At 71.8% G+C, this 25,545-nt stretch carries 26 protein-coding genes; 22 read left to right on the top strand and 4 right to left on the bottom strand.

Translation table 11 applies throughout. From position 1 onward, the window contains the following. The first annotated feature begins 109 nt into the window (after window positions 1-109). From ACQPXB_RS34430 to ACQPXB_RS34405, 6 genes are all read left to right on the top strand, one after another. Window positions 110-577: a CD225/dispanin family protein gene (locus tag ACQPXB_RS34430; protein ID WP_432845818.1), complete on the top strand. Its 468-nt coding sequence runs from the start codon at window positions 110-112 to the stop codon at window positions 575-577. 57 nt (window positions 578-634) lie between these two features. Further along, window positions 635-1,396 carry a DNA repair protein RecO gene (gene recO / locus ACQPXB_RS34425; protein WP_285973984.1) on the top strand — a complete coding sequence of 254 codons (762 nt, stop codon included), beginning with the start codon at window positions 635-637 and terminating at the stop codon, window positions 1,394-1,396. 43 nt (window positions 1,397-1,439) lie between these two features. Continuing rightward, window positions 1,440-2,276, top strand: a complete 837-nt coding sequence (locus ACQPXB_RS34420; RefSeq protein WP_432845817.1) for an isoprenyl transferase — start codon at window positions 1,440-1,442, stop codon at window positions 2,274-2,276. After that, window positions 2,273-2,695, top strand: a complete 423-nt coding sequence (locus ACQPXB_RS34415; protein ID WP_285973986.1) for a YbjN domain-containing protein — start codon at window positions 2,273-2,275, stop codon at window positions 2,693-2,695. Before ACQPXB_RS34420 ends, ACQPXB_RS34415 begins: the two co-directional genes overlap by 4 nt. Window positions 2,696-2,825: 130 nt before the next feature. Next, complete coding sequence (locus tag ACQPXB_RS34410) at window positions 2,826-3,845, top strand: permease (RefSeq protein ID WP_366582594.1); 1,020 nt, start codon at window positions 2,826-2,828, stop codon at window positions 3,843-3,845. Continuing rightward, window positions 3,842-4,630 (top strand): TIGR03943 family putative permease subunit, encoded by a 789-nt coding sequence (locus ACQPXB_RS34405; protein ID WP_432845816.1) that lies wholly within the window; start codon window positions 3,842-3,844, stop codon window positions 4,628-4,630. Before ACQPXB_RS34410 ends, ACQPXB_RS34405 begins: the two co-directional genes overlap by 4 nt. A gap of 7 nt (window positions 4,631-4,637) precedes the next feature. Here ACQPXB_RS34405 and ACQPXB_RS34400 read toward each other — a convergent pair whose 3' ends face one another. Both ACQPXB_RS34400 and ACQPXB_RS34395 read right to left on the bottom strand, forming a co-directional pair. Continuing rightward, window positions 4,638-5,093: a Fur family transcriptional regulator gene (locus ACQPXB_RS34400; protein ID WP_432845815.1), complete on the bottom strand. Its 456-nt coding sequence runs from the start codon at window positions 5,091-5,093 to the stop codon at window positions 4,638-4,640. Window positions 5,094-5,095: 2 nt separating this feature from the next. Next, window positions 5,096-5,497 carry an ArsR/SmtB family transcription factor gene (locus ACQPXB_RS34395; RefSeq protein WP_366582597.1) on the bottom strand — a complete coding sequence of 134 codons (402 nt, stop codon included), beginning with the start codon at window positions 5,495-5,497 and terminating at the stop codon, window positions 5,096-5,098. A 281-nt stretch (window positions 5,498-5,778) separates the two neighbouring features. On the opposite strand from ACQPXB_RS34395, the gene ACQPXB_RS34390 reads away from it, so the two are divergent. From ACQPXB_RS34390 to ACQPXB_RS34330, 13 genes are all read left to right on the top strand, one after another. Beyond that, a complete protein-coding gene (locus tag ACQPXB_RS34390) occupies window positions 5,779-6,888 on the top strand; it encodes a hypothetical protein (RefSeq protein ID WP_366582598.1) in 1,110 nt (369 codons plus the stop codon). Between the two features lie 7 nt (window positions 6,889-6,895). Further along, complete coding sequence (locus ACQPXB_RS34385) at window positions 6,896-7,534, top strand: class F sortase (protein ID WP_366582599.1); 639 nt, start codon at window positions 6,896-6,898, stop codon at window positions 7,532-7,534. 75 nt (window positions 7,535-7,609) lie between these two features. Then, a complete protein-coding gene (locus tag ACQPXB_RS34380) occupies window positions 7,610-8,251 on the top strand; it encodes a class F sortase (RefSeq protein WP_366582600.1) in 642 nt (213 codons plus the stop codon). Window positions 8,252-8,342: 91 nt separating this feature from the next. Further along, window positions 8,343-9,731 carry a glycine--tRNA ligase gene (locus tag ACQPXB_RS34375; protein WP_366582793.1) on the top strand — a complete coding sequence of 463 codons (1,389 nt, stop codon included), beginning with the start codon at window positions 8,343-8,345 and terminating at the stop codon, window positions 9,729-9,731. 149 nt (window positions 9,732-9,880) lie between these two features. Then, complete coding sequence (locus ACQPXB_RS34370) at window positions 9,881-10,837, top strand: ATP-binding cassette domain-containing protein (RefSeq protein WP_432845814.1); 957 nt, start codon at window positions 9,881-9,883, stop codon at window positions 10,835-10,837. Continuing rightward, entirely contained in the window at window positions 10,834-11,574 is a 741-nt protein-coding gene (locus ACQPXB_RS34365; RefSeq protein WP_366582602.1) for an ABC transporter permease, read from the top strand. Before ACQPXB_RS34370 ends, ACQPXB_RS34365 begins: the two co-directional genes overlap by 4 nt. Before the next feature lie 111 nt (window positions 11,575-11,685). After that, window positions 11,686-12,819: a sensor histidine kinase gene (locus ACQPXB_RS34360; RefSeq protein WP_432856904.1), complete on the top strand. Its 1,134-nt coding sequence runs from the start codon at window positions 11,686-11,688 to the stop codon at window positions 12,817-12,819. Beyond that, on the top strand, window positions 12,816-13,421 hold the full coding sequence (locus ACQPXB_RS34355; RefSeq protein WP_360600620.1) for a response regulator transcription factor: 606 nt from the start codon (window positions 12,816-12,818) through the stop codon (window positions 13,419-13,421). Before ACQPXB_RS34360 ends, ACQPXB_RS34355 begins: the two co-directional genes overlap by 4 nt. Before the next feature lie 43 nt (window positions 13,422-13,464). Beyond that, a complete protein-coding gene (locus ACQPXB_RS34350; protein WP_386952437.1) occupies window positions 13,465-14,115 on the top strand; it encodes a YdcF family protein in 651 nt (216 codons plus the stop codon). A 144-nt stretch (window positions 14,116-14,259) separates the two neighbouring features. Further along, window positions 14,260-15,537 (top strand): deoxyguanosinetriphosphate triphosphohydrolase, encoded by a 1,278-nt coding sequence (locus ACQPXB_RS34345; protein ID WP_432845813.1) that lies wholly within the window; start codon window positions 14,260-14,262, stop codon window positions 15,535-15,537. A gap of 648 nt (window positions 15,538-16,185) precedes the next feature. Beyond that, window positions 16,186-17,274: a serpin family protein gene (locus ACQPXB_RS34340; RefSeq protein WP_432845812.1), complete on the top strand. Its 1,089-nt coding sequence runs from the start codon at window positions 16,186-16,188 to the stop codon at window positions 17,272-17,274. Beyond that, a complete protein-coding gene (locus ACQPXB_RS34335) occupies window positions 17,274-19,106 on the top strand; it encodes a glycosyl transferase (RefSeq protein ID WP_432845811.1) in 1,833 nt (610 codons plus the stop codon). Before ACQPXB_RS34340 ends, ACQPXB_RS34335 begins: the two co-directional genes overlap by 1 nt. Window positions 19,107-19,238: 132 nt before the next feature. Continuing rightward, window positions 19,239-19,805 (top strand): carboxymuconolactone decarboxylase family protein, encoded by a 567-nt coding sequence (locus tag ACQPXB_RS34330; RefSeq protein WP_386952446.1) that lies wholly within the window; start codon window positions 19,239-19,241, stop codon window positions 19,803-19,805. Here ACQPXB_RS34330 and ACQPXB_RS34325 read toward each other — a convergent pair. Next, on the bottom strand, window positions 19,768-20,997 hold the full coding sequence (locus tag ACQPXB_RS34325) for an epoxide hydrolase family protein (protein ID WP_432845810.1): 1,230 nt from the start codon (window positions 20,995-20,997) through the stop codon (window positions 19,768-19,770). The two genes, ACQPXB_RS34330 and ACQPXB_RS34325, sit on opposite strands and share 38 nt — an antisense overlap. A gap of 143 nt (window positions 20,998-21,140) precedes the next feature. Between ACQPXB_RS34325 and ACQPXB_RS34320 the strand changes: the two genes are divergently transcribed. Continuing rightward, complete coding sequence (locus tag ACQPXB_RS34320) at window positions 21,141-22,073, top strand: alpha/beta fold hydrolase (RefSeq protein WP_432845809.1); 933 nt, start codon at window positions 21,141-21,143, stop codon at window positions 22,071-22,073. Here ACQPXB_RS34320 and ACQPXB_RS34315 read toward each other — a convergent pair. Then, window positions 22,070-23,008, bottom strand: coding sequence for a sigma-70 family RNA polymerase sigma factor (locus ACQPXB_RS34315; RefSeq protein ID WP_366582610.1), 939 nt, complete (start codon window positions 23,006-23,008; stop codon window positions 22,070-22,072). The two genes, ACQPXB_RS34320 and ACQPXB_RS34315, sit on opposite strands and share 4 nt — an antisense overlap. Between ACQPXB_RS34315 and dnaG the strand changes: the two genes are divergently transcribed. Both dnaG and ACQPXB_RS34305 read left to right on the top strand, forming a co-directional pair. Beyond that, complete coding sequence (dnaG, locus tag ACQPXB_RS34310; RefSeq protein WP_432845808.1) at window positions 23,007-24,968, top strand: DNA primase; 1,962 nt, start codon at window positions 23,007-23,009, stop codon at window positions 24,966-24,968. The two genes, ACQPXB_RS34315 and dnaG, sit on opposite strands and share 2 nt — an antisense overlap. A gap of 1 nt (window position 24,969) precedes the next feature. After that, window positions 24,970-25,494 (top strand): hypothetical protein, encoded by a 525-nt coding sequence (locus ACQPXB_RS34305; protein ID WP_432845807.1) that lies wholly within the window; start codon window positions 24,970-24,972, stop codon window positions 25,492-25,494. Window positions 25,495-25,545 lie beyond the last annotated feature (51 nt).

The raw sequence follows: 25,545 nt of genomic DNA, 5'->3' as shown, positions 1-25,545 counted from the left end.
TCAAACCGATCGACAGCGCCGGGCCACGGCCTCGATCGCGCAGGGGCGCGGACCAAGACCCGCGGCGGGGGGAGCTCGCCGGAAGCACGAGGAGTTTGGGGAACCAGTCATGACCAATCCGTACGGTCAGCCGCAGCCGCCCTACGGCCAGCAGCCGTATGGCACGCCGTCCGGCCCGATGCCGACCCCGTATGGCCAGCAGGGCCCGTACGGCCAGCAGGGCCAGTTCGGGCAGCAGGCGCCGTTCGGGCAGCCCGGTTACGGCCCCGGCATGGGGATGCCGCCGGGTGGCGACATCAACGCCATCAAGGAGTACAAGGGCTGGGCGATCGGCTGCATCTTCCTGATGTGGATCCTCGCGATCTTCGCGATCATGAAGTCCAACGAGGTCCGCACCTTCAAGATGCAGGGCAACTACGCGATGGCCCAGCAGGCGTCGCAGACCACGAAGACGCTGTGCCTGATCGCCACGATCATCGGCGGCATCGGCTACGCCCTCGCGATCACGTTCCTCATCATCGGGATCGTCGCGGCGACCACGGTCACCACGTACTGCACCGGCTACTACGGCTGCTGACGCGCCCAACCAGGGTGTCACCGCCCCGGCATCGCCCGGAAGTGGGACGATGTCGGTGTGGTGAACCTCTACCGCGACACCGGAGTGGTGCTGCGCACGCACAAGCTGGGTGAGGCCGACCGGATCGTCACCCTGCTGACCCGCCGGCACGGGAAGGTCCGTGCCGTGGCCAAGGGCGTGCGCCGCACCTCGTCGCGGTTCGGGGCCCGGCTGGAGCCCTTCGGGCACGTGGACGTGCAGTTCTACACCGGCCGCACTCTCGATGTGATCACCCAGGTCGAGACCGTGGACGCGTTCGCGCTGCCGCTGGTCGCCGACTACCAGCGCTACACCGCGGCCAGCGCGATCGCGGAGACGGCCGACCGGCTCTCGGCCGAAGAGGGTGAGCCGGTCCTCAAGCTGTACCTGCTGGTCGTGGGCGCGTTGCGCGCGCTCGCGGGTGGCGAACGCGACGCCTCCCTCGTCCTCGACGCGTTCTTCCTGCGGGCCATGGCCTACGCCGGCTGGGCGCCCGCCATCACCGAGTGCGCCCGCTGCGGCCTGCCCGGCCCGCACGCCGCGTTCAACGTGGCCGCCGGCGGCTCGATGTGCCCGGACTGCCGCATCGCGGGTTCCGTGCACCCCGCGCCCGAGGTGCTCACCCTGCTCGAGGCCCTCCTGCACGGCGAATGGCCGGTGGCGGAGGCCTCGCACGGCGTGACCCGGCGGGACGCGTCGGGCCTGGTGGCGGCCCACCTGCAGTGGCACCTCGAACGCCAGCTGCGTTCGCTTCCGCTGGTCGAAAGGCGTGCCCGGGAGACCGTGACACCGGCCAAGTAGGGTCTTGCGCGTAGGAAATTTTCACTCTTCCAGGAGGCGCGAAGTGCTGCGCAGGGGACGCGAGGTCCGGGCGTCGGGGTACGAGCTGCGGGCACCGGATCCGCACCCGTCGGGAGCCAGGCCGCCGGAGATCCCGAAGGATCTCGTGCCGAAGCACGTGGCGCTGGTGATGGACGGCAACGGGCGCTGGGCCAACCAGCGGGGCCTGCCCCGCATCGAGGGCCACAAGCGCGGCGAGGCCGTGATGATCGACGTGGCCAGCGGCGCCGTCGAGCTCGGGGTGAAGTGGCTTTCGGTCTACGCGTTCTCCACGGAGAACTGGAAGCGCAGCCCGGAGGAGGTCCGCTTCCTCATGGGCTTCAACCGCGACACCATCCGCCGCCAGGTCGACTACCTGGGCTCGATCGGCGTGCGCATCCGCTGGGCGGGGCGCCGGCCGAAGCTGTGGGCCAGCGTGATCAAGGAACTGCAGGTCGCGGAAGAGAAGACCAAGAGCAACACCAAGCTCAACATGACGATGTGCGTCAACTACGGCGGCCGCGCCGAGCTGGGCGACGCGATGCGCCGGATCGCGCAGGACGTGGTGGACGGCAAGGTCAAGGCCGACAAGATCGACGAGCGCACCATCGCGAAGTACCTGTACCAGCCCGACATGCCCGACGTGGACCTGTTCCTGCGGCCCTCGGGCGAGCAGCGGACGTCGAACTTCATGCTGTGGCAGTCGGCGTACGCGGAGATGGTCTTCCAGGACACGCTCTTCCCCGACTTCGACCGCACGCACCTGTGGAACGCCTGCCTCGAGTTCGCCAAGCGCGACCGCCGGTTCGGTGCCGCGGTCGACCAGGCGGAAGCCGAGCGCGCGGCCGGGGAAGCGTCGTGAGCACCTCCGAGGCGGCCGACACGGCCGCGCTGCTCGCGCTCGCGCGCGAGGCCCTGGAGCGCTACCTCGACGTGCACGTGGACGACGACGGCGCGATCACCTTCCGCCACGCCGAGGTCCCGTGCGTCATCCAGGCCACGCGCCTGGCCGACGGGCTCACGGTGCTGAGCCTGACCTGCGTGGTCGCCTGGGACCTGCCGGACAACCCGGCGATCGCCGTCGCCGTGGCCGAACGCGCGGGGCAGGGCCTGTTCGGCACGCTCGGTGTGGGCCACACCGACAGCGGGGTCGACGTGACCCTGCGCTACGCGTTCCCGGCCGAGGGCATGGATCCGTCGGCGCTGGGCACGTTGCTGATGCTCGTGGTCTCCACCGCGTCGCAGCTGCGGACGGAACTGCCGGGGCTGGGCCAGGACTGACGTTTCGCGCCCGGCTTGTCCGGTTGGCGGGCGCGCGAACGGCGGATTCGGGCCGAAAACGGTCCGAGCGGTCCCGTCGCGCTGTGTCCCGCTGGGGTCGGGCGGGTCCGGGCTGGCATCATCGGGCCTCGTGAAAACCCTTGTCGACAACGCGCCCGAGCAGAAGCGGCGCGCGCGGCGGATCCGGGTCAGCTCGATCGAGATCCTGTGCGCGGTGCTGCTCGTCGCGATCCTCGCTCAGGGCCGGCTGCAGGACCTGTTCGACGTGCCCGCGCTGCGCACCGGCTCCACGGTGTTCGTGGCCGTGTGCGTGCAGGCGCTGCCGTTCCTCGTGCTCGGCGTGCTGATCAGCGGTGCGATCGCCGCGTTCGTGCCGGCGCGGGTGCTGGAACGCGTGCTGCCCAAGCGCGCGGGCGCGGCGGTGGGGGTCGCCGGGCTCGCCGGCGTCGCGCTGCCGGGGTGCGAGTGCGCGTCCGTGCCGGTGGCACGGCGGCTGATCGGCCAGGGGGTCGCACCGGCCGCGGCGCTCACGTTCCTGCTGGCGGCGCCCGCGGTGAACCCGGTGGTGCTGGTGGCCACGGCGGTCGCGTTCCCGGGCCGGCCTGAGATGGTGCTGGCGCGGTTTCTCGGTTCGCTCGCGACGTCGATGGTGATGGGCTGGATCTGGGCCCGCTGGGGCAAGCTCTCGTGGATCACCGAACGCGCGCTGCGGCGGCTGCCCGACGTCGAGCCGGGGCAGCGCTGGAAGGTCTTCGCGGAGACCGCGCGCACGGATCTCGTCGAAGCGGGCGGGTTCCTCGTGCTGGGCGCGCTGATCTCGGCGACGCTCAACGTGCTCGTGCCCGCGAAGTGGTTCGGGGTGCTGGCCGACCAGGTCGTGGTCGGCGTGATCGTGATGGCGGTGCTGGCCGTGGTGCTCGCGCTGTGCAGTGAGGCCGACGCGTTCGTGGCCGCTTCGCTCACGGCGGTGCCGATGCTGCCGAAGCTGGTGTTCCTCGTGGTCGGCCCGGCCATCGACGTGAAGCTGTTCGCGCTGCAGGCCGGCACGTTCGGGAAGTCGTTCGCGGTGCGGTTCGCGCCGGTGACGTTCGTGGTGGCGCTGGCGTGCGGCACGGTCGTGGGCGCGCTGCTGCTGGGGGGTGCGCGATGAGGCGCGAGACGCAGAACGTGCTGCTGATCCTGCTCGGCGGGGCGCTGGTGAAGATCGCCGTGAACGGCGACTACCTGCGCTACGTCAAGCCCGCGCAGCAGCCGTGGATCATCGCGGGCGGCGTGGTGATGCTGGTGCTCGGCGCGGTCGCGATCCTGCGTGACCTGGTGACGGCGCGGGCCGCGGCCAAGGCGGCGGCGCTCGAGCCCACGGCGGCCGGACACGGCGGTCACGAAGGCCACGACGGCCACGAGCACGTCGACGACGGCCACGGCCACGCCCACACGGCGCGCTCGGCCTGGCTGCTGGTGGTGCCCGTGCTCGCGGTGTTCCTGGTGGCGCCGCCCGCGCTCGGCGCCGACTCGGTCACGCGCACCACGGCGCGCGTGCCGCAGAGCGCCGCGACCACGTCGGCGGCCGCGTTCCCGCCGTTGCCGGCGGGCAAGGTCGTGGAGCTGGCGATGAACGAGGTCGTCACCCGGGCGGGCTGGGACTCCAACGGGACGATGAACGGCCGCACCATCGGCATGTCCGGGTTCGTCGTGCACGAGGGCAGCACCACGCTGCTGGCGCGCCTGGTGATCAGCTGCTGCGCCGCCGACGCCGCACCCGTGACCGTGCACCTGAAGGGCGGCGCCGCCGACCGGTTCCCGAGCGACACGTGGCTGAAGGTCACCGGGCAGGTCGTGCCCGGCACGGCGAACGAGAACAACTCGTACACGCCCGATTTCGTGCCCGCGACCGTCGAGCGGATCGCCGCGCCGAAGGACCCCTACGAGTACTGAGGGCGCGTCAGCCCGCGTGCTCGGCGCAGGTGCCCGTGATCTCCACGGTGTGGCTGATGTCGGAGAACCCGTGCTCGGACGCGATCTTCTCGGCCCAGCGCTCCACGGCGGGGCCCTCGACCTCCACCGTGCGCCCGCACACGCGGCACACGAGGTGATGGTGGTGGTGCGTGGAGCAGCGGCGGTAGATGGCCTCGCCGGAGTCGGTGCGCAGCACGTCGATCTCGCCGGCCTCCGACAGCGACTGCAGCGTGCGGTACACGGTGGTCAGGCCGATGCCGTCGCCGCGCTTGCGCAGCTCGTCGTGCAGTTCCTGCGCGGACCGGAAGTCGTCGACCGTGTTGAGCAGGTCGACCACCGCCGTGCGCTGCTTGGTCGAGCGGCGCCCGGGCACCGGGGCGGAGTTGGTACTGGGGCTCGGGGTGGGGGCCGATGGGGGCGCCGGGTGGGGGGTCGAGGTCATGGTCACTTCCCTTCCTGCACGTGGGCGACCGCGTCGACGACGATGTGGGCCAGGTGGTCGTCCACCAGGCGGTACACGACTTCCCGGCCCCGGCGTTCGCCCTGCACGACGCCCGCCGTCTTCAGCACCCGCAGGTGCTGGCTGATCAGCGGCTGAGCGACGTCGAGGGCGTCCACCAGCTCGTGGACGCACCGGTCGGCCTCGCGCAGCTGCAGCACGATGGCGATCCGGACGGGGGCGGCGAGCGCGCGCAGCAGGTCGCCGGCGTCGGCGAGCGCGGAGCCCGACGGACCCAGCGGGCCCGAGGCGGAACCCGGAGCCTCGAGCGGGCCGGCCGGCGCCGTCACCGGGTCACCGGACGTGCCGGTGCCGGCCGAAAGAGCGCCCGTGCTGGCCGGTGCCATCATTGCCTCCCCTTGCGCGCGAAGCCGCCGGACGAGCCGGCGGGTTCCGAAGTCGGATGTCATTGTCGACAACGGTCATCGCCATCGTAGTGTTCCCCTCCGTGGCCCCGGTCGGTCACCGGTCACCCACACCAGTCTCACCCGATCGGGTGAGTTCGTCAGGAATCGGCACTTCGGCTTCGCAACCGGTGGCCGACGGTGCAAGGTTGACGCGGGGGCGTTTCGTCGCTTCTCGTACGCTGACGATCCGCCCGGATCGAGGCGGAGGCAGTGGGGAGACAATGACTCGTTTCGTGACGAAGGCGGCAATTCTGGCGGTGGCGGCGTTGCCCGCACTCGCTCCGGTGGCCGCCGCGCAGACGACGCAGACCGTGAAGGCCGTCGACGAGAAGACCGGTCCCGTGTCGTTCGCCAACGTGGCGTCGGTGCGGCTGGGCTCCGACCCGCAGCACGGCGGCTCGCTGATCACCGAGACGCAGCGTTCACCGCTCACCCCCGGCCAGTCGAAGCTCTCGGCCGACCGCGTGGCCGTGCCGAAGAACGACGGCGAGCGCTCGACGTTCGGCGGCAACTGGGAAATCGACCTCGGCAAGTTCGGCGACGCGGCCACGAGCCCGTACCCGGCCGGGATCGCGAGCCGCGACCACAACGTCGTCGCGGCCCTGCAGGCCACGAACGTGCCGACGGCCGTCGCCGAGACCAACTACGCCCTGCGTGACAACGCCCGCAGCAAGGCCCGCCCGGTCGACAACACGATGCTGGTGCTGGAGAACGCGCGCAGCGCCGCCGACTGCTCGGCCCCGAACAAGGTCACCGGCACCACCACGCTCACCCGGCTCTGGGTGCGCGGCGAGGACGACACGCTCAAGCAGGTCTCGATGCCCGCGGGCTCGGCTTCGCTGAGCGTGAAGAACCTGCGCATGGGCGCGCCCGGCTCCGTGCCGCAGGCCGACGCCGGCAAGACGCTGTCGGACGTCGTGGTGTCGCGGATCTCGGCGTTCGACCAGCTGATCAAGCAGGACGGCTGGCGCGGCGGCGACGTCACGGCGCAGGCCGGCTGGCGCGTCGACGTGACCACCCACGTGCACGACGCGTCGAACGCGTTGCTGCAGGACGTGAACACCACGCTGGTGCTCGGCGGCGTGAGCTGCTCGATCCCGAAGAACTTCGTGGCCGTGTCCGGCGGCAGCGGAAACGGCAACGGCGCGACCGCGACGCAGCCGCCGGTGCCGACCGAGGTCCCGGCCGGTTACCTCGGCACGACGGCCGCTGCTCCGGCGAGCGACTACCGGCTGCCGCTGGGCCTCGGCCTGCTGGTCGCCGGCCTGGTGTTCGGCGGGCTCGCGATCGGGCTGGGCCGCCGGCGCACGGCGCGTTCGCGCGGCGAGTAGGTCCCCCGTGCTGCGCACCGCGCTGGCCGTCGTGTCGGCGGTCGTCGCCGTGCTCGCGCTGGCCGCGGGCGTGGTCGTGCTGACCTGGGGCCCCGCGCCCGTGCCCGCCGCCGCGGCCGAACCGCCGCCCGGCTCGCTGCCGGGCGAGGACGGCGCGCCCGCCGAGCTGCCCGCGGACGGCGCCGCCGTCGGGGTGCAACGGCCCGGCAGCGTCCGCCTGCCCGACGGGTCCGAGGCCCGGCTCGTGCGCACCGAGGTGACGCTCGACGGGATCCTGCCGATCCCGCGCGGGCTCGGCGACGCCGCGTGGTGGGGCGCGCGCCTCGGCTCGAAGCAGGGCGCGGCCGTGTTGTCCGGGCACGTGAACTGGGCCGGCACGAAGGGACCGTTCGACGACCTGTGGCGCGTGCGCACGGGCGACAACGTGAGCATCGTCGACTCCGCGGGCGGGCGCTGGCTCTACCGCGTGACCGGCGCGGCGACCGTGCGCAAGGAGCAGCTCCCGGAGCAGGCGCCGCAGTGGTTCGCGCAGACCGGGCCGCACCGGCTGGTGCTGGTGACCTGCGGTGGCGACTACGTCGGCGGCACCGAGGGCTACGACGAGAACCGCATCGTCACGGCGAACCTGGTCTCGCGTCCGGACTGAGCCCGATCGGGTGCAACCCCGCCCGCGTCCCGCGGCATGTCTTCCTGCGCACGACACACCGGAGCAGGGAGCACGATGCAAGGGACACAGGAACGGCCCGCGAGGACCAAGTGGGCAGCGGCCGCCGTCGGGGCCGTGGTGGTGGCGGCGCTCGTCGCCGCCCTCCTGATTTTCACCCGAAACGATGAACCCGGTCTCGCCAGTACCGCGGCCTCGGTGCCGGTACCGACGGCGGGAGCGGGCGCGGCGCAGCGGCAGGCCGACCCGGGGCGGACGCCGGGCACCGTGCTGCTGCCCGGCGGTGGCACGGCGAAGCTCGTGCAGGAACCCGTGGGTGACGACGGCGCGCTGGTGATCCCGCAAAGCCTCGCCGAAGCCGCGTGGTGGGGCTCGGGTCTGGGTGCCGACCAAGGCGTGACGCTGTTCTCCGGGCACGTGAACTGGAAGGGCCGCACCGGTCCGTTCGACCAGCTGTGGCAGGTGAAGCAGGGCCAGACCGTGACGGTCACCGACACCTCGGGCGGCAAGTGGAGCTACCGCGTGGACGAGGTCCGCACGATCCACAAGTCCGGGCTCGCCGCGGAGTCGGCGAAGCTGTTTTCCCCGGACGGGCCCCACAAACTGGTGCTGGTGACGTGCGGCGGCGACTACGTCGGCGGCACCGAGGGCTACGACGACAACCGGGTCGTCACGGCGTCGCTGACGGGCCGGCCCTGAGCCCTGCTCACCTCGCCGGAAGCACCGCGGGGGCGGCCGGATACGCTGAACCTCCTAGTCCAACCGTCCCCGCATGCGTCCGGAGCGTGGAGTGCCCGCCAACACCATCGAAACCGTCGTCAGTCTGTGCAAGCGCCGTGGCTTCGTCTTCCCGTCGGGAGAGATCTACGGCGGCACCAGGTCGGCGTGGGACTACGGGCCTCTCGGCGTGGAGCTGAAGGACAACATCAAGCGCCAGTGGTGGAAGACCATGGTGCAGGGCCGGGAGGACGTGGTCGGGCTCGACTCGTCCGTGATCCTGCCGCGTCAGGTTTGGGTCGCCTCGGGCCACGTGAACGTGTTCACCGACCCGCTGATCGAGTGCCTCCACTGCCACAAGCGCTTCCGCGCCGACCAGCTCGCCGAGGACTACGAGGCCCGCACCGGCAAGGCGACGTCGGAGGACGACCTGTCCGACGTGCCGTGCCCGAACTGCGGCACGCGCGGCAGGTACACCGCGCCGCGCGACTTCAACATGATGCTCAAGACCTACCTCGGCCCGGTCGAGTCCGAGGAAGGCCTGCACTACCTCCGCCCGGAGACCGCGCAGGGCATCTTCGTGAACTTCCTGAACGTGCAGACGGCTTCGCGCAAGAAGCCGCCGTTCGGCATCGGCCAGGTCGGCAAGTCGTTCCGCAACGAGATCACGCCGGGCAACTTCATCTTCCGCACGCGCGAGTTCGAGCAGATGGAGATGGAGTTCTTCGTCGAGCCGGGCGAGGACGAGCGCTGGCACCAGTACTGGATCGACGAGCGCACCAAGTGGTACACGGACCTCGGCATCAAGCCGGAGAACCTGCGCCACTTCGAGCACCCCAAGGAAAAGCTCTCGCACTACGCGAAGCGCACCGTGGACATCGAGTACCGGTTCGACTTCAACGCGGGCCAGGAGTGGGGCGAGCTCGAGGGCATCGCCAACCGCACCGACTTCGACCTCACCACGCACTCGAACCACTCGGGCGTGGACCTGTCCTTCTTCGACCAGGCCTCGGGCCAGCGCTACCGCCCGTTCGTGATCGAGCCGGCGGCCGGCGTCGGCCGCTCGATGATGGCCTTCCTCGTCGACTCCTACGACGAGGAAGAGGTGCCGAACGCCAAGGGCGGCACCGACAAGCGCACCGTGCTGCACCTCGACCCGCGACTCGCGCCGTTCAAGGCCGCGGTGCTGCCGCTCTCGCGCAACGCCGACCTTTCGCCCAAGGCCCGCGACCTGGCCGCCACCCTGCGCAAGCACTGGAACGTCGACTTCGACGACGCGCAGGCCATCGGCCGCCGCTACCGCCGCCAGGACGAGATCGGCACCCCGTACTGCGTCACCGTGGACTTCGACTCGCTCGAAGACCAGGCCGTCACCGTCCGCGAACGCGACAGCATGACCCAGGAACGCATCGCGATCGACAAGGTCGTGGACTACCTGGCGCCTCGGCTGCTCGGCTGCTGATTTCTTTCCGCGCAACGGCCCTTCCCCGGTTTCGGGGGAGGGCCGTTGCGCTTTGCCGGGCCACGACCGGGGACCCCTGACACCTGTCACGGTCACGTCGTGACGCTCGGCCTGCGGACCGACGCCGAAATCCCGGCAGTCTTCAAGCCATGGAAACCACACAGGCCACGCGCGGGGCGCGGGACGTCGCGGCGGGGGCCGCCGTTCGGTTGGACGGGTTGAGGAAGCACTACGGCGCCGTGAGGGCCGTCGACGGGGTCGAGTTGACGATCGCGCCGGGGGAGGTGGTGGCGTTGCTCGGGCCGAACGGGGCGGGCAAGTCGACCACCGTCGACATGATCCTGGGGCTCAGCAAGCCCGACGCGGGCGAGGTCACGGTGTTCGGCAAGACGCCGGGTGACGCGGTGCGCGCCGGGATGATCGGGGCGATGCTGCAGGGCGGGGCGCTGCTGGAGGACCTGACCGTGCGCGAGACCGTGCGCATGGTCGCGAAGCTGCACCGCACGCCGATGCCGCTCGATCAAGCGCTGCAGCGGGCGGGCATCGAGGACATCGCCGACCGGCGGGCCAACAAGCTCTCCGGTGGGCAGAAGCAGCGCGTGCGCTTCGCCGTCGCGCTGGTGTCGGACCCGGATCTGCTGGTGCTGGACGAGCCGACGGCCGCCATGGACGTGGGGACGCGGCGCGAGTTCTGGAAGTCCATGTACTCCTTCACCGACAGCGGCCGCACGGTCCTGTTCGCGACGCACTACCTCGAAGAGGCCGAGGAGTTCGCCGACCGCGTGGTGCTCATGCGGGCCGGGCGCGTGGTCGCCGACGGGTCCGTCGCGCAGGTGCGCGCGCTGGCCGGGGGACGCACCATCCGGGCCGTGCTGCCGGGCGCCACCGAACAAACCGAACGGCTCGTCGCGACGCTGCCCGCGGTGACCGACTTCGAGCTGCGGGGCGAGCGCGTGGCGATCTCCAGCAGCGAGTCGGACGCCACGCTGCGCGCGCTGATGGCCGCCGTGCCGGCCGTGCACGACATCGAGATCGGCGCCGTCGGCCTCGAAGGCGCGTTCCTGTCCCTGACCAGCGACGAAAACCAGGAAGAAGCAGCCCGATGAACCCGTCCTACCTCGCCGTCGAGATCCGGCGGCTGTTCCGCTCCATGCGGTTCCTCATCTTCGTCGTTGCGTTCCCCGTGGTGATGTTCCTGTTGCAGGCCAACGTCTTCACGAAAGCGTCGGCCCCGGACCACGCCGCCGTGGTGGCCGTGGTGATGGTCAACATGATGGCGTTCGGGCTCTTCGCCGCGGCGACCACCAACGGCACGCGCCTGGCTCTCGAACGCGCCAGCGGCTGGCAGCGGCAGCTGCGGCTGACCCCCTTGTCGGGTACGTCCTACCTCGGCGGCAAGGCCGTGGCGGGCATGCTCGTGGGCCTGCCCGCGCTGCTGCTGGTGCCGCTCGTGGCGATCTTCGCCGAGGGCGTGCACCTCGACGGGGCCGGCTGGCTGCGCGTGATCGCGGGCCTGTGGCTCGGCACCATCCCGCTCGTGCTGCTGGGCCTGCTGATCGGCCAGATCGCGACGCCCGAGTCGATGCAGCCGATCTCCATGATCGTGATGCTCGGCATGGGTTTCCTCGGCGGCCTGTGGATCCCGCTGGAGGGCATGCCGGCGTGGATGCAGGACGTGTCGCAGTTGCTGCCCACCTACTGGCTGATCGGGCTGGTGCGCCCGGCCGTGACCAACGAGCTGCTCGTGAGCTTCCCGGCCGCGCTCGCGGTGCTGGCGGGCTGGACCGTGGTCCTCGGAGCGCTCGTGATCAGGCGATACCGTAAGGACAGCGCCCGGGTCTGACCGGGTCAGGAGGGAACGACGGTGGAGCGGACGAAGGACGACCCCGGGTCGATCGCGGTCACCCGGTTCCGGTTCGCGTTGAACGACCGGGCCTCGTGGTGGGACGACCCGATGGTCGGGCACCGGGGCGGGCCCAACAAGATCGGCTGGCCGATCTTCGCGGTGCTCTTCCTGCTGCCGTTCCTGATCCCGGCGACACACGGGCTGGTCGAGAGCACCGACCCGCTGTGGGCGCGGGTGCTGATGGGCGTGCTGTTCTACGCCTACGGCGCCTGCTACGCGATCTTCCCCGCGGTGTTCGGAAAACCGACCAGGGTCAAGCTCGTCTTCGGCTGCGCGATGCTGGCGCTGGGCCTGCTGTCGGCGCTGCTCACCGACGTCAGCCCGTACATCCTGCTCTACGCCACCGCCACGCTCGCGTTCCTCTTCCCGGCCGGCTGGGCGGCGATCCTCGACACGCTCGCGTTCGGCGCCGTGGCGATCGTGCTGCTCGCCGGCGGCAAGATGGACGCCGACGGCGGCGACCTGATCTCCGTCGCCGCGATCACGCTGGCGATGTTCTTCATGGCCAACCTCATCCGCGCCATCCGCCGGCTGGAGATGGCCAACAAGGAGATCGCCACCCTCGCCGTCGCCAACGAGCGCCAGCGCGTGGCCCGCGACCTGCACGACCTGCTGGGCCACAGCCTCACCACGATCACGGTGAAAGCCGGCTTGGCGCGGCGGGTGCTGGAGAGCTCCGGCGACATCCCGCGCGCGGTCGAGGAGATCCGCGAGGTCGAGGGCCTGACGCGGAGCGCGCTGTCGGACGTGCGGCTGACCGTGTCGGAGTACCGCGAGGTGTCGCTGGCCGCGGAGCTCGCGGGGGCGCGGGCGGCGCTGCGGGCGGCGGAGATCGAGGCGGACCTGCCCTACGCCGTGGACAACGTGCTGCCGCAGTTGCAGAGCACCTTCGGGTACGTGCTGCGCGAAGCGGTCACCAACGTGCTGCGCCACTCCGGGGCCAAGTGCGTCAGCGTCCGGTTCGGGCGCGACTGGCTCGAGGTGGAGGACGACGGCGCGGGGGCCGATGCGGTGCAGGGCAACGGGCTGCGTGGGCTCACCGAGCGCGTCGGCGGCGTCGGGGGGACGCTGCGCAGCGGGCCGCGGGCCGGGGGAGGATGGGTGGTCCGGGCGGAGGTTCCGGAACCGGAGCCGCCGGCCGTGCAGGCCGTGCGCGCCGAACCCGCGGGAGGACTGGCGTGATCCGCGTTCTGCTGGCCGACGACCAGGCGATGGTGCGGGGCGCCCTGGCCACCGTGCTCGGGCTGGAGGCCGACATCGAGGTCGTGGCGCAGGTCGGGTCGGGCGACGAGGTGCTGGCCGCGGCGAAGGAATCGGCGCCGGACGTCGCGCTGCTCGACGTCCAGATGCCCGGCAAGGACGGCCTGGCCGCGGCCGCCGAGCTGCACACCGCGCTGCCCTCGTGCCGTGTGATCATCTGCACCACCTTCGGCCGGCCCGGGTACCTGGCCCGCGCGATGGCCGCGGGCGCCGCGGGGTTCGTGGTGAAGGACGCGCCGCCGGAGCAGCTCGTGGAGGCCGTCCGGCGCGTCCACAGTGGACTGCGGGTGGTGGATCCCGCGCTGGCGGCCGAATCGCTGGCGACCGGGGCGAGCCCGCTCACCGGGCGCGAGCGTGACGTGCTCTCGACCGCGCGCGACGGCAGCACCGTCGCGGACATCGCGAAGGCGCTGTTCCTCTCGGAAGGCACTGTGCGCAACCACCTTTCGGCCGCGATCGGCAAGACGGGCGCCCGCACGCGCGCCGAGGCCGTGCGGCTGGCGGAGGAACGCGGCTGGCTCTGACGCCCGGGGTGCCTCCGTCCGGATCGCGCGCGGCTCTGAAAAGATGACGGGCATGAGGACACCACCCACGTGGGCGAACTGGCTGCGCCGCGTCGCGTTCGGCGCGGTGCTCGTGGTGCTCGCCGTCGTCGGCGGCACGGCGTTTCGCGTGTGGCAGGTCGCGCGCGAGAACGACCGCACGCCGGCCGACGTGATCGTGGTGCTGGGGGCAGCGCAGTACAACGGCAAGCCGTCGGACATCTTCACAGCGCGGCTGGAGAAGGCGCGCCAGCTCTACGACGCGGGCGTCGCGAAGATCGTGGTGACCGCCGGGGGCAAGAAGGCGGCCGACAACTTCACCGAGGCCGCGGCCGGCGCGCGGTGGCTGACGCAGCACGGCGTGCCCGCGTCGGCGACGCTGGCGGTCGGCGAGGGCAGCGACACGCTGCGGAGCCTGCGGGCCGTGGCCGACCAGGTGCAGGCGCGCGGCTGGCACACGGCGGTGCTCGTGAGCGACCCGTGGCACTCCTACCGCGCGCGGACGATGGCGGCGGACCTCGGTCTGGACGCGTGGACCGCCCCGACGCACAGCGGCCCCATCGTGCAGGAGCGCGTGACGCAGGTCCGCTACATCTTCCGCGAGACGGGCGCGCTGCTGTTCTACGAGCTCACGAAATCGCCGGCCGACGAGCTGTTCGACACCTTCATGGGCTGAACTTCCCCGGGGAATTGTCGGTGGCCGCGCTACTGTGCCGATTATTACTAATCCGACCACAGTCACGGCCGAATGGCTTCATAGCAACGGTTGCGTGTCGCTCGGGGGTCGGCCTACTTTTGGCCGGATCAGTAAACTGACCGGGTGAGCGACGGGTACTCCGAGTACGACCGCGCCCGGGTGCTGGCCGAGGCGCCCAAGGGCGCGGCGCTGGCCGGCGCGCGGCCCGACGGGCGCAGCGACTTCGCGCGCGACCGCGCCCGCGTGCTGCATTCGGCCGCGCTGCGCCGGCTGGCGGGCAAGACGCAGGTGGTCGGCCCCGGGGAGGGGGCCGAGGTCAGCGGCGTGCCGCGCACGCGGCTCACGCACTCGCTGGAGGTCGCGCAGATCGGGCGCGGCATCGCCGAGGAGCTGGGCGCCGACCCGGACCTCGTCGACACGGCCGGGCTCGCGCACGACATCGGGCACCCTCCGTTCGGGCACAACGGCGAGCAGGCGCTCGACGACGTCGCCCAGGCGTGCGGCGGCTTCGAGGGCAACGCGCAGACGCTGCGCATCCTCACGCGCCTCGAACCGAAGTCCCTCGACGAAGCCGGCGCGGCGGCCGGGCTGAACCTCACGCGCGCGTGCCTCGACGCGACCACGAAGTACCCGTGGCGGCGCCGGCCGGGGCAGCAGAAGTACGGCGTGTACGCCGACGACGTGCCCGTGTTCGAGTGGGTGCGCTTCCGGGCGCCGGGCGAGCGGCGGTGCCTCGAGGCCCAGATCATGGACTGGTCCGACGACGTGGCCTACTCCGTCCACGACGTCGAGGACGGCGTGCTGGCCGGGCGCATCTCGCTCGGCGTGCTGGCGGACCCGGACGAACGCGCGGCCGTCGCGGAGGCCGCCGCGCGGCACTTCTCCACGCTGTCGGCGTCCACTTTGGAGGGCGCGGCCAAGGAGCTGCTCGACCTGCCCGTGGTGGCCGCCCTCGTCCGCACCGCTCCGGACGGCTCGCTGCGCGCGCAGGTGGCCTTGAAGCAGCTGACGAGCGAGCTCGTGGGCCGCTTCGCCTCCGCCGCGGTCACCGGTACCCGCAGCGTCTACGGCGAGGGCCCCCTCCTGCGCTACGGCGCCCGCCTCGCCGTCCCGGACCAGGTCGCGGCGGAGGTCGCGCTGCTCAAGGCCCTGGCCCTGCGCTACGTCATGAGCGACCGGCGCCGCCTCGCCATGCAGGACGGCCAGCGCGAGCTGATCGCGCAGCTGGTCGCCGCCCTCCTGCGCCGCGCCCCGGAATCCCTGGACCCCCTCTTCGTCCCCCCTTGGCACGCCGCCACCGACGACGCCGCACGCCTGCGCGTGGTGGTCGACCAGGTCGCCTCACTCACCGACGCACAGGCCCACGAATGGCACCGCTGGCACGTGGGCCGGCACGCCTGACCTGGTGTTGTCGTGCTTGCTGCTGTTGGGGGTGGCGGTGGGCCGGGTCGCGTCGTTGACGGATGCGCAGGTTCGCGAACGGCATTGCTGGTGCGTGGGCCGGCACGTCTGACCTGCTGTTGTCGTGCTGCTGCGCGCCCTGTGTGTGGCCGTGGGCGGGGTCGCGTCGATGACGGACGCGCGGGTTCACCAAGGGCACCGTGGGCACGTTGGCTGGCACGGTTGAGCTGTCGCCGGCTCGACCGCGCCCTTCTCGACCGCGCCCGTCTCGACGACGCCCTTCTCGACGACGCCCTTCTCGGCCGCGCGGTCTTGACCACCGCGCTGCCCTCCGCTCCGCCTGCCCACAGCCCTCGCGGGCCGGCCAACCCCGCCCAAATGCGGCGTTCGGTGCGCTCAACGCACCGAATGCCGCGTTGGGTGCGCTCGGCGCAACCAACGCCACATTGGGGTGCTCGGGGCCGGCCGGAGAGATGGCGAGCCGAGGGGGTGAGCCGACCGGAGGGGTCAGGGGTGAGCGAGAGGGGACGGGCGAGCCGGAGCGGAGGGCCAGCCGGAGTGGCAGGGCGGGGCGAGGCAGGGGCGGGACGAGGCTTCAGCTGATCGGTTCCGTGCCGCCGGAACCACCCGGTCGGGTACGGTCGCCGCATGGCCGTGGACAGCCACTTGGACTTCACGCTCGCCCTGGGACGCACCGCTGCGGCGGGTGGGGGTGACGCGTGTTTTTCGCCGTACTCCGCGGCCAGTGCGCTGGGCCTCGCGGCCCGGGCGGCGCGCGGGCGGACCGCCGAGGAGCTGCGCGAGCTCCTGGCCACCAGCGAAGCCGACCTCGACGCGCACGCCACAGTGCTGCGCGACGCCGCGGCGCTCGGCGATGAGGCCCGGCTGGCCGTCGCCAACACGCTCTGGGCGTCCGATGAGATCACGGTCGAGAGCGCCTTCCTCGACGAGCTCATCACCTGGCCCGGTGGCAAAGCCGAGACCGCGCCCTTCACCACGGACCCCGAAGCCGCGCGCGGACTGATCAACACCGACGTCGACCGGATCACCCACGGCCTGATCCCGGAGCTGCTGCCCTCGGGCACGATCAGCGCCGACACGCGCGCCAGCCTCGTCAACGCGCTCTACCTCAAGACCGCCTGGCGCCACCCGTTCCCCGACGGTGCCACCGCGCCCGCGGACTTCCACAGTCCCGGGGCCACCCGCCGGGTGCCGACGATGCACCTCGAGGAGACCGTCGGCCACCACCACGCCGATGGCTGGCAGGTCGTGAGCCTCCCCGCGCAGGGCGGCGTCGAAGCCGTCGTCCTGCTCCCGGACGGCGACCTTGCCCCGGCCGAGGCCGCGCTCGACACGCAGAGCCTCAAGCAGCTCCTCGACAGCCCGAAGCGCCGCAAGGTGCGCCTGTCCCTGCCCAAGATCAAGCTCGACGTCCGCACCGACCTCGACGGTGCCCTGCGTGCCCTGGGCGTGCGCGAGGTGTTCACGCACGGCGCCGACCTCACCGGGCTCACCGCCACGCGTCCGCTGTGGGTCGACAGCGTGGTGCACCAGGCCGTGCTGCGCCTCGACGAGCAGGGTCTCGAAGGCGCGGCCGCCACGGCGATCCAGATGCGCACGCTGTCCCTGTCCACGGCCGAGCCGCTCGAAGTCGTGGTGGACCGGCCGTTCCTCCTGCTCGTCCGGCACGCCGGCACCGGCGCGGTGTACTTCTTCGCGCGGGTGGTGCGCCCGTAGTGAGCCTTTTCCAACCGGAAGCGAGGACCGAGCTGATCCCCGCCGTTCCCGGGCCGTCCGCGCCCGCCGCCACACCGAAGCTGCGCCCGTCGTGGGCCGACGCCGGCATCATGGCGGCCTTCCTCGCGTTCGCCTTCATCCTGTACGGCGGGCTCTGGAGCGACCTGGGCACGGGCTACCTGTGGAACAGCGCGTCGGACCAGAACCTGTGGGAGTGGTTCTTCGACGTCACCGCGAAGTCCGTGCTGCACCTGCAGAACCCGCTCAACTCGGACCTGCAGAACTACCCGCTCGGCGTGAACATGATGGCCAACACGGCCATGCTCGGCGTCGGCATCCCGCTCACGCCGATCACGCTCGCCTTCGGCCCCACGGTCACGTGGGCGATCGCGCTCACCGGCAGCCTCGCCGGCACCGCGGCCGCCTGGTACTGGGTGTTCTCGCGCCACCTCGTCCGGTACCGCGCGGCCGCGGCGATCGGCGGCGCGGTGGCCGGGTTCGCGCCGTCGATGATCTCGCACGGCAACGCGCACCCGAACTTCGTCGCGTGGTTCGTGCTGCCGTTCCTGGCGCTGAAGGTGATCCACCTGGCGCAGGGCCGCAAGCTCGTGCGCAACGGGATCTGGCTCGGCGTGCTCACGGCGTACCAGATCTTCCTCGGCGAAGAGCCGCTGCTGATCTTCGCGCTGGGCTTCGTGATCTTCGCCGTCGCGTACCTCGCGTCGCGCCCGCGGGAGATCAAGGCCATGGTGCGGCCGCTGCTGCTCGGCGGCGGGCTGGCCGTGGTGATCACCGCCGTGCTCGTGGCTTTCCCGCTGTGGTGGCAGTTCTTCGGCCCGCAGAGCTACTCCGGCCTGGAGCACGGCCCGGTCGGCAACGACCTCGCCGCGTTCACGCGGTTCGCCACGCAGTCGGTCGCCGGCCAGCCCGACGCCGCGGCCGACGTGTCGATCAACCGCACCGAGGAGAACGCGTTCTTCGGCTGGCCGCTCATCGCGCTCATGGTCGTGGTGACGATCTGGCTGTGGCGCGAGGTCGTGGCGCGCTCGCTCGCGATCTCGATGTTCCTCATGGCGTGGCTGTCGATGGGCGTCGAGCTCATGGCGGTGCACGTGGACACCGGTGTGGCGGGGCCGTGGAAGCTGCTGGCCGACCTGCCGCTGTTCGAGTCGCTGCTGGAGTCGCGCCTGGCGATGGCGTGCGTGCCCGCGATCGGCGCGCTGCTCGCGATCGCCACCGAGCGCGTGTTCGCCACGGCCGAGACACTGCCGGACCCGGAAGAGGGCCGGCGCCGGTTGCCCCTTCGCCTGCTCTGGGTGGGTGCGGTGATCGCCGTGCTCCTCCCGATCGCGCCGACGCAGCTGCTGGTCAAGGACCGCCCGCCGACGCCGGCGTTCTTCGCCGACGGCACCTGGCGCACCTACGTCGCCCCGGCCGGCACGGTGGTGCCCGTGCCGTTGCCTGGCTCGGGCGAGTCCGAGCCGCTGCACTGGCAGATGGACGCGGGCCTGGGCTACGCGATGCCCGAGGGCTACTTCGTGGGCCCGAGCGGCCCCGACGACAAACGCGGCCGCTACGGCTCCTACCAGATGCCGACGTCCACCCTGCTCGACCGCGTCCGCGACTCGGGCGAGACCCAGCCCGTCACCGACGCCGACCGCGACCAGACCATCAAGGACCTGCGCTACTGGAACGCCAGCGTGCTCGTCCTCATCCCGCGCGAACACGCCGACGCGTACCGCGCCACCGTCGAGCTGCTGCTGCGCAAACCCGCGCAGTTCGTGGACGGCGTGTGGCTCTGGGACGTGCGCGCGATCACGGCCGGCCGCTGAGGCGCGCTTGTCCGTGCTGCGGGCGTCTGGTGTTCGAGGTGGTGGCGCCCGGCCTACTGGCGCCGCCGGTAGCTGTCACACCTCCGGGGCCCGTCTCGTTCCTCCGTCAGCACCGACGAAGAGGAGACGACCATGCCCCGCATTCCGGCGAAGCGCACCACCGAGGCCGGCCCGCTGCTGAAGCTGTTCTACCGGTTCGCCGGAAAGCGCTTCGGCGCCGTGCCCGAGCCGATGGCCGTGGTGGCGCACCATCCCGGGCTGCTGCGCGCGACCGTGGTCCACGAGCTGATGGCCGAGAAGGCGTCGAAGCGGCTGCCCGCCAACGTGCGCGAGCTGGCGGTGTACCGCGTCGCCACGCGGATCGGGTGTTCGTGGTGCGTGGATTTCGGCACGATGCTGCAGCGCCACGACGGCCTGGACATCGAGCGGCTGCGCCACATCGACGACTACGCGACCTCGCCCGCGTTCTCGCGTGCCGAGCGGCTGGCCGTGGCCTACGCCGACGCGATCTCGGGCGCGCAGGTGAGCGTGACCGACGAGCAGGTGGCCGAACTCGAAGCCGAGTTCGGCCGCGCCGGCGTGCTGGAGCTGACCTACCAGATCGCGCTCGAGAACTCCCGCGCGCGCATGAACAGCGCGCTCGGCATCGTCGACCAGGGCTTCACCTCGGGCGACGCGTGCCGGGTGCCGCTGCCATGAGCGGCTGGAACGCGGCCCGCAGCTCGGCGGCGAACAGGTCGGGTTCCTCCCACGCGGCGAAGTGACCGCCGCGCTCCGCCTCGTGGAAGTAGTCGAGGGTGGGGTAGGCCTGTTCGGCCCAGGTGCGCGGTGTCCGCCAGATCTCGCCGGGGAACGTCGTGAAGCCGACCGGGACGCGGACCGGGGGCGGCGGCGGGTTCTGCGCGGCGGGCGCGTCCGGCCCGTACGCCTCCCAGTACGACCGGGCGGCCGATGCGCCGGTGCCGGTCAGCCAGTACGCGGTGATGTTGTCCAGGACGTGGTCGGGGGTCAGGTTGCCGGAGGGCTGCCCGTCGAGGAAGGCGCGGGCGATCTTGGCGTAGGCGTCGGTGTCGTGGTCGAGCATCCAGGCGGCCAGCGCCGCGGGGGAGTCCAGCAGCGCGTAACCGATCGTCTGCGGCCGGGTGGCCTGCTCGACGAAGTAGCCGTTGCCGCTGGTCTGGAACGTCTTGATCGCCGCCTGCGCCGCCCGTTCCTGCTCGGTGCCCGACGGCAGGGCCGCCGGGTCGTTCAGCGCGGGCACGAGCAGGTTGGTGTGGATGCCCACCAGCCCCTCGGGTGCCTGGCGGCCCATCACGTCGGTGACCCCGGCGCCGACATCGCCGCCCTGCGCCACGAAGCGCGAGTAGCCGAGGCGGCGCATCAGCTCCGCCCAAGCGTGGGCGGTGCGGCCGAGGTCCCAGCCGACCTCGGCCGGCTCGGCGGAGAAGCCGTAGCCGGGCAGCGAGGGCAAGACGACGTGGAACGCGTCCTGGGCGAGCCCGCCGTACGTGGTCGGGTCGGTGAGCGGGCCGATCGAGTCGAGCAGCTCCATGACCGAGCCCGGCCAGCCGTGGGTCATGATCAGCGGCAGCGCGTCTTCGTGCCGCGACGGCACGTGCAGGAAATGGATCTCCACGCCGTCGATCTCAGTGGTGAACTGCGGCAGCGCGTTCAGCCGCGCCTCGACCCGCCCGGTGTCGTACCCGCTTGCCCAATACCGGCAGACCGCTTGCAGCACGGCCAGCTGGACGCCCTGCGAACGGTCGTCGACGAGTTCCGCGCTCGGCCAGCGGGTCGCGGCGAGGCGCCGCTCGAGATCGTCGAATGCCTCGGGCGGCACGGCCACCGAGAACGGGCGGACGGCACCGGTTCGCTCACCTGTCGTTGCCACGACGGACCTCCGGATCGTTGGGGGCGGACGACCCCGGACAGTGGCACGCGCTCGCGGGCCACGGGTCATCTGCCGGAGGTGATGCCGTCCGCAAGGGGGCCCAGAACCATGCATGCCTCAGGGCCGAACCCAGCGAGGCGACGATGAACACGAGCGAAGGCCGCGCCGGCGGCGCGAGCGGGAAACCCGACCGGCAGGCGGCGTGGCTGGGCGGCGACCTCCGTGAGGGCTACGCGGAAGTCGGCGACGTACGGCTGCACTACGTCGAAGCCGGCGAAGGCCCGCTGATCGTGCTGCTGCACGGCTTCCCCGAGTTCTGGTACGGCTGGCGCAAGCAGATCGCACCGCTGGCGGCAGCGGGGTTCCGCGTTGTCGCGCCGGACCTGCGTGGCTACAACCTGTCCTCGCGGCCGACGGAGGTCGACGCCTACGACACCGACCGGCTGACCGCCGATCTCGGCGGCCTCATTCGCGAACGCGGCGCCGAGCAGGCGCTGCTGGCCGGGCACGACTGGGGCGGAACCGTCGCCTGGGCGACCGCGATGAGCCACCCCGAGGTCGTGGACCGGGTGGCCGTCCTCAACGCGGCCCACCCGCGCAAGCTGTCGCAGGGACTGCACCACCCCGGCCAGCTCCGGAAGTCCTGGTACTTCTTCATGTTCGCCCTCCCGGACCTGCCCGAGACGATCGTGCACGCGAACAACTGGCACTTCTTCCGCCACTTCCTGCAGGACGCGAACCCGGCGTACACAGCGGAGGAGATCGACCGGTACGTGCAGGCGTGGTCCCAGCCGGGCGCGGCGACCGGGATGATCAACTACTACCGGTCCTCGGTGCGGACCCCGCCGAAGAAGGCGGAAGCGGCGATCCGCCCGATCAAGGCGCCCACCCTGGTCATCTGGGGCGACAAGGACCGCTACCTCGGCCAGGAGCTGGCCGAGCCCGAGGCCGAGGACGTCCCCGGCCTCGACCGCGTGGAACGGCTGCCCGACGCGTCGCACTGGGTGCACCACGACGAGGCCGAGCAGGTCACGCGACTGCTCGCCGACTTCTTCGCACCCGCCCGCCGAACCTAGGCGGGGCGCGTGATGTGCGTGAGCTTGTCGGGGTTCACGATGTCGTAGATGGCCACGATGCGCCCGTCGCGCAGGCTCATGGACTGCACGTGCTCGTCGACGGACAGGAACCCGTCGCGGCCGGGCATCGGCGGCAGCCACAGGCCGAGGTCGCCGTTGACCAGGATCGGGGCACCGCGGCTGAACACGCCCGGCTCGTACTTCTCCATCAGGCCCAGGAAGAAGCGCATGAGCTTGTCGGCGCCGACCATGATCTGGCGCGTGGTGCGGCCCTTGCCGTCGGAATCGCCGATGAGCACGACGTCCGGGTGCAGCACCTCGGTCATGCCCCGGATGTCTCCGGCCAGCAGCGCGGTCACGAACCGCTCCAGCACCTGCTGCTGCTCCGTGAGCTCGGCGCGCGGCGGCGGGTCGGCGCTCTCGAGCGCGCGCCGCGCCCGGGAGCCGTGCTGGCGGGCGGCGTCGGGTGAGCAGCCGAGGATCTCGGCGATCTCCCCGAACGGCACGGAGAACGCGTCATGCAGCACGAACGCCACGCGCTGCTCGGGCGTGAGCTTGTCCAGCACCACGAGCGCGGCCATGCGGATGCCGTCGTCGCGCACCGCGGCCTCGAGCGGGTCCTCGCTCACCGGTGCGCCGAACGGCGTCACGATCGGCTCGGGCAGCCACTGGCCCACGTACTGCTCGCGCCGCGCCGGCGCCGACCGCAGCCGGTCCAGACAGATCCGGCCGACGACCGTGGTCAGCCAGGCCCGCAGGTCGCGGATGCCGGCGCGCCCGGCGTCGTCGAGCGCGGCCAGGCGCAGCCACGCTTCCTGCACGGCGTCCTCGGCGTCCGAGCGGGTGCTCGTGAGCCGGTAGGCCACCCCGATCAGGTGGCCGCGGTGGGTGGCGAACTCCCGGGCGAGGTCGTCGAGCGCCGTCGGTGTGGGCATGAGGCCGAGTGTGCCGCAAAGCCACCGGGGAGGGAGAACTATTGTGGATACCGTGGCAGGACGGATTCGGGAGAGCGACATCGCGGAGGTGCGTGAGCGCAACCGGATCGACGAGGTCGTGGGGGAGTACGTCGCGCTGCGGCGCGCCGGGGGCGGCAGCCTGAAGGGGCTGTGCCCGTTCCACAACGAGAAGACCCCGTCGTTCAACGTGCGCCCCACGCACGGCACGTTCCACTGCTTCGGCTGTGGCGAGGGCGGCGACGTCATCAAGTTCATCCAGAAGATCGACCTCGTCTCGTTCGTCGAGGCGGTCGAGCGGCTGGCGGACCGCGTCGGCATCCGGCTGAACTACGAGGGCGGCGGCGGGAGCGTGCAGCGCGACCGCGGCACGCGTTCCCGGCTGATCGAGGCGCACCGCGCGGCGAGCGAGTTCTACATCGAGCAGCTGGTGACCGACGAGGCCCGCGCCGCGCGCGACTTCCTCTCCGAGCGCGGGTTCGACGCGGCCGCGGCCAAGCAGTTCGGCTGCGGCTTCGCACCGGGCGGCTGGGACAAGCTCACGAAGCACCTGCTCAACCGCGGGTTCGAGGTCAAGGAGCTGCTCGCGGCGGGCTTGTCCAAGGAGGGCCAGCGCGGCCCGATGGACCGCTTCCACCGGCGGCTGGTGTGGCCGATCCGCGACGTCGGCAACGACGTGGTGGGCTTCGGCGCGCGGCGGCTGTTCGACGACGACCGCATCGAGGCGAAGTACCTCAACACCTCCGAGACGCAGATCTACAAGAAGTCGCAGGTCATGTTCGGCCTCGACCAGGCCAAGCGCGAGATCGCGAAGCGCCACCAGGTCGTGGTGGTCGAGGGCTACACGGACGTGATGGCGATGCACGCGGCCGGCGTGCCGACGGCCGTCGCGTCGTCGGGCACGGCGTTCGGCGAGGACCACATGAAGGTGCTGCGCCGGCTGATGATGGACGACGACGCCTTCCGCGGTGAGATCATCTTCACCTTCGACGGCGACGCGGCGGGCCAGAAAGCCGCGCTGAAGGCGTTCGAGGGCGACCAGACCTTCGCCGGCCAGACCTACATCGCGGTGGCGCCCGACGGCATGGACCCGTGCGAGCTGCGCATCGCGAAGGGCGACGCGGCGGTGAAGGACCTCGTGGCGCGCCGGACGCCGCTGTTCGAGTTCGTGATCAAGAGCACGCTCAAGCAGTTCGACCTCGACGCGGTCGACGGCCAGGTCTCGGCGCTGCAGAAGACCGTGCCGATGGTCGCGGCCATCAAGGACCGCGCGAGCCGCGACGGGTACGCGTCGAAGCTCGCGTGGTGGGTCGGCTGGCAGGACGTGGCGCAGGTCGTGAACCGCGTGCGCGGCGCGGCAGGGGCCACGGCCAAGCGCGGCGGCCAGCCGCAGCTGCGGCAGCCCGCGTCCCGGCAGGCGCCCGCGCCCGAGCCGGAGAAGCAGGACCTGCCGCGGCCCGCCCCCGGCGACCCGCGCTTCATGGGCCAGCGCGAGGCGCTCAAGGCCGCGCTGCAGCAGCCCGCGATCGCCGGGCCGGAGTACGACTCGCTGCCGGAGGAGGCGTTCACGCACCCCGTGTACGTCGCCGTGCACCTGGCGTTGCTCAAGGCCGGCGGTGCCGCATCGGGGCTCACCGGCTCGGCCCTGCTCGACGCCGCGCGGCAGCACTGTCCGGAAGGGACGGTGCGGCGCGTGCTGAGCGAGCTGGCCGTGGAACCGTTGCGCGCCTTGGGAGAAGTGGACTCGCGTTACATCTCCGGCGTGCTCGCGGGGGTGCAGGAAAGCCTCGTCGGTCGGCAGATCGGCGAGATCAAGTCGAAGCTGCAACGACTTTCGCCGGTCGAGGCGCCCGACGACTACCGTGCGTTGTTCGGCGACCTCGTGGCGCTGGAGCAGTACCGCAAGTCGCTGCGCGAGCAGGCCGCGTCCGGATGGGACTGACATGGGCTGGCTGAACCGGCTGATGGGCGGGGGACTCCCCGCGGACTTCCCGGGGGAGCTCGCTCCGGGCGAGAACGTGATCGCGGTCGCGGGCGTCGAGGGCGGTGGCGAGCTCGTGGTGACCAGCCTGGGCCTGTGGGTGCCGTCCGAGGGCGGCCCCCGGCGCGTCTACTGGCACCTCGTGGCCAAGGCCGCGTGGGGCGACGGTGTCTTCGAGCTCACGGAGTCGGAGGAGACCGGGGAGGCCGGCGCCGTGATGGTGGTCGTCGACCGCCCGCCCGTGCGGTTCCGGCTGCCGGCGCCGGGCAAGGTGCCGCCGCAGGTGCGCCTGCGCGTCGACGGCTCCGTGCGCGCGCGCCACCGCCACGACTTCGGGGCCGGCGGCGGCGCGTGGTTCGTGCAGCGGAAGGTCCCCGGCCGCGACGGCACGGTGCTTCAGGTGCGCCCCGACCCGGGCACGGATCCGGCGCTGGTGGAGGCGATCGCGGGGGAAGTCGCCGAGAAGCTGGCCAACCCGGGGGAGTAAGCAGTACGCTCGTACTCAGTACGGGCGTACGGTTTAGCTCTCGGGAGGCTC

This window comes from Amycolatopsis sp. CA-161197 (assembly GCF_050942255.1).
GTDB lineage: Bacteria > Actinomycetota > Actinomycetes > Mycobacteriales > Pseudonocardiaceae > Amycolatopsis.
The sequence above is the reverse complement of the archived record's forward strand: the minus strand, read 5'-3'. Positions and strand labels throughout refer to the sequence as shown.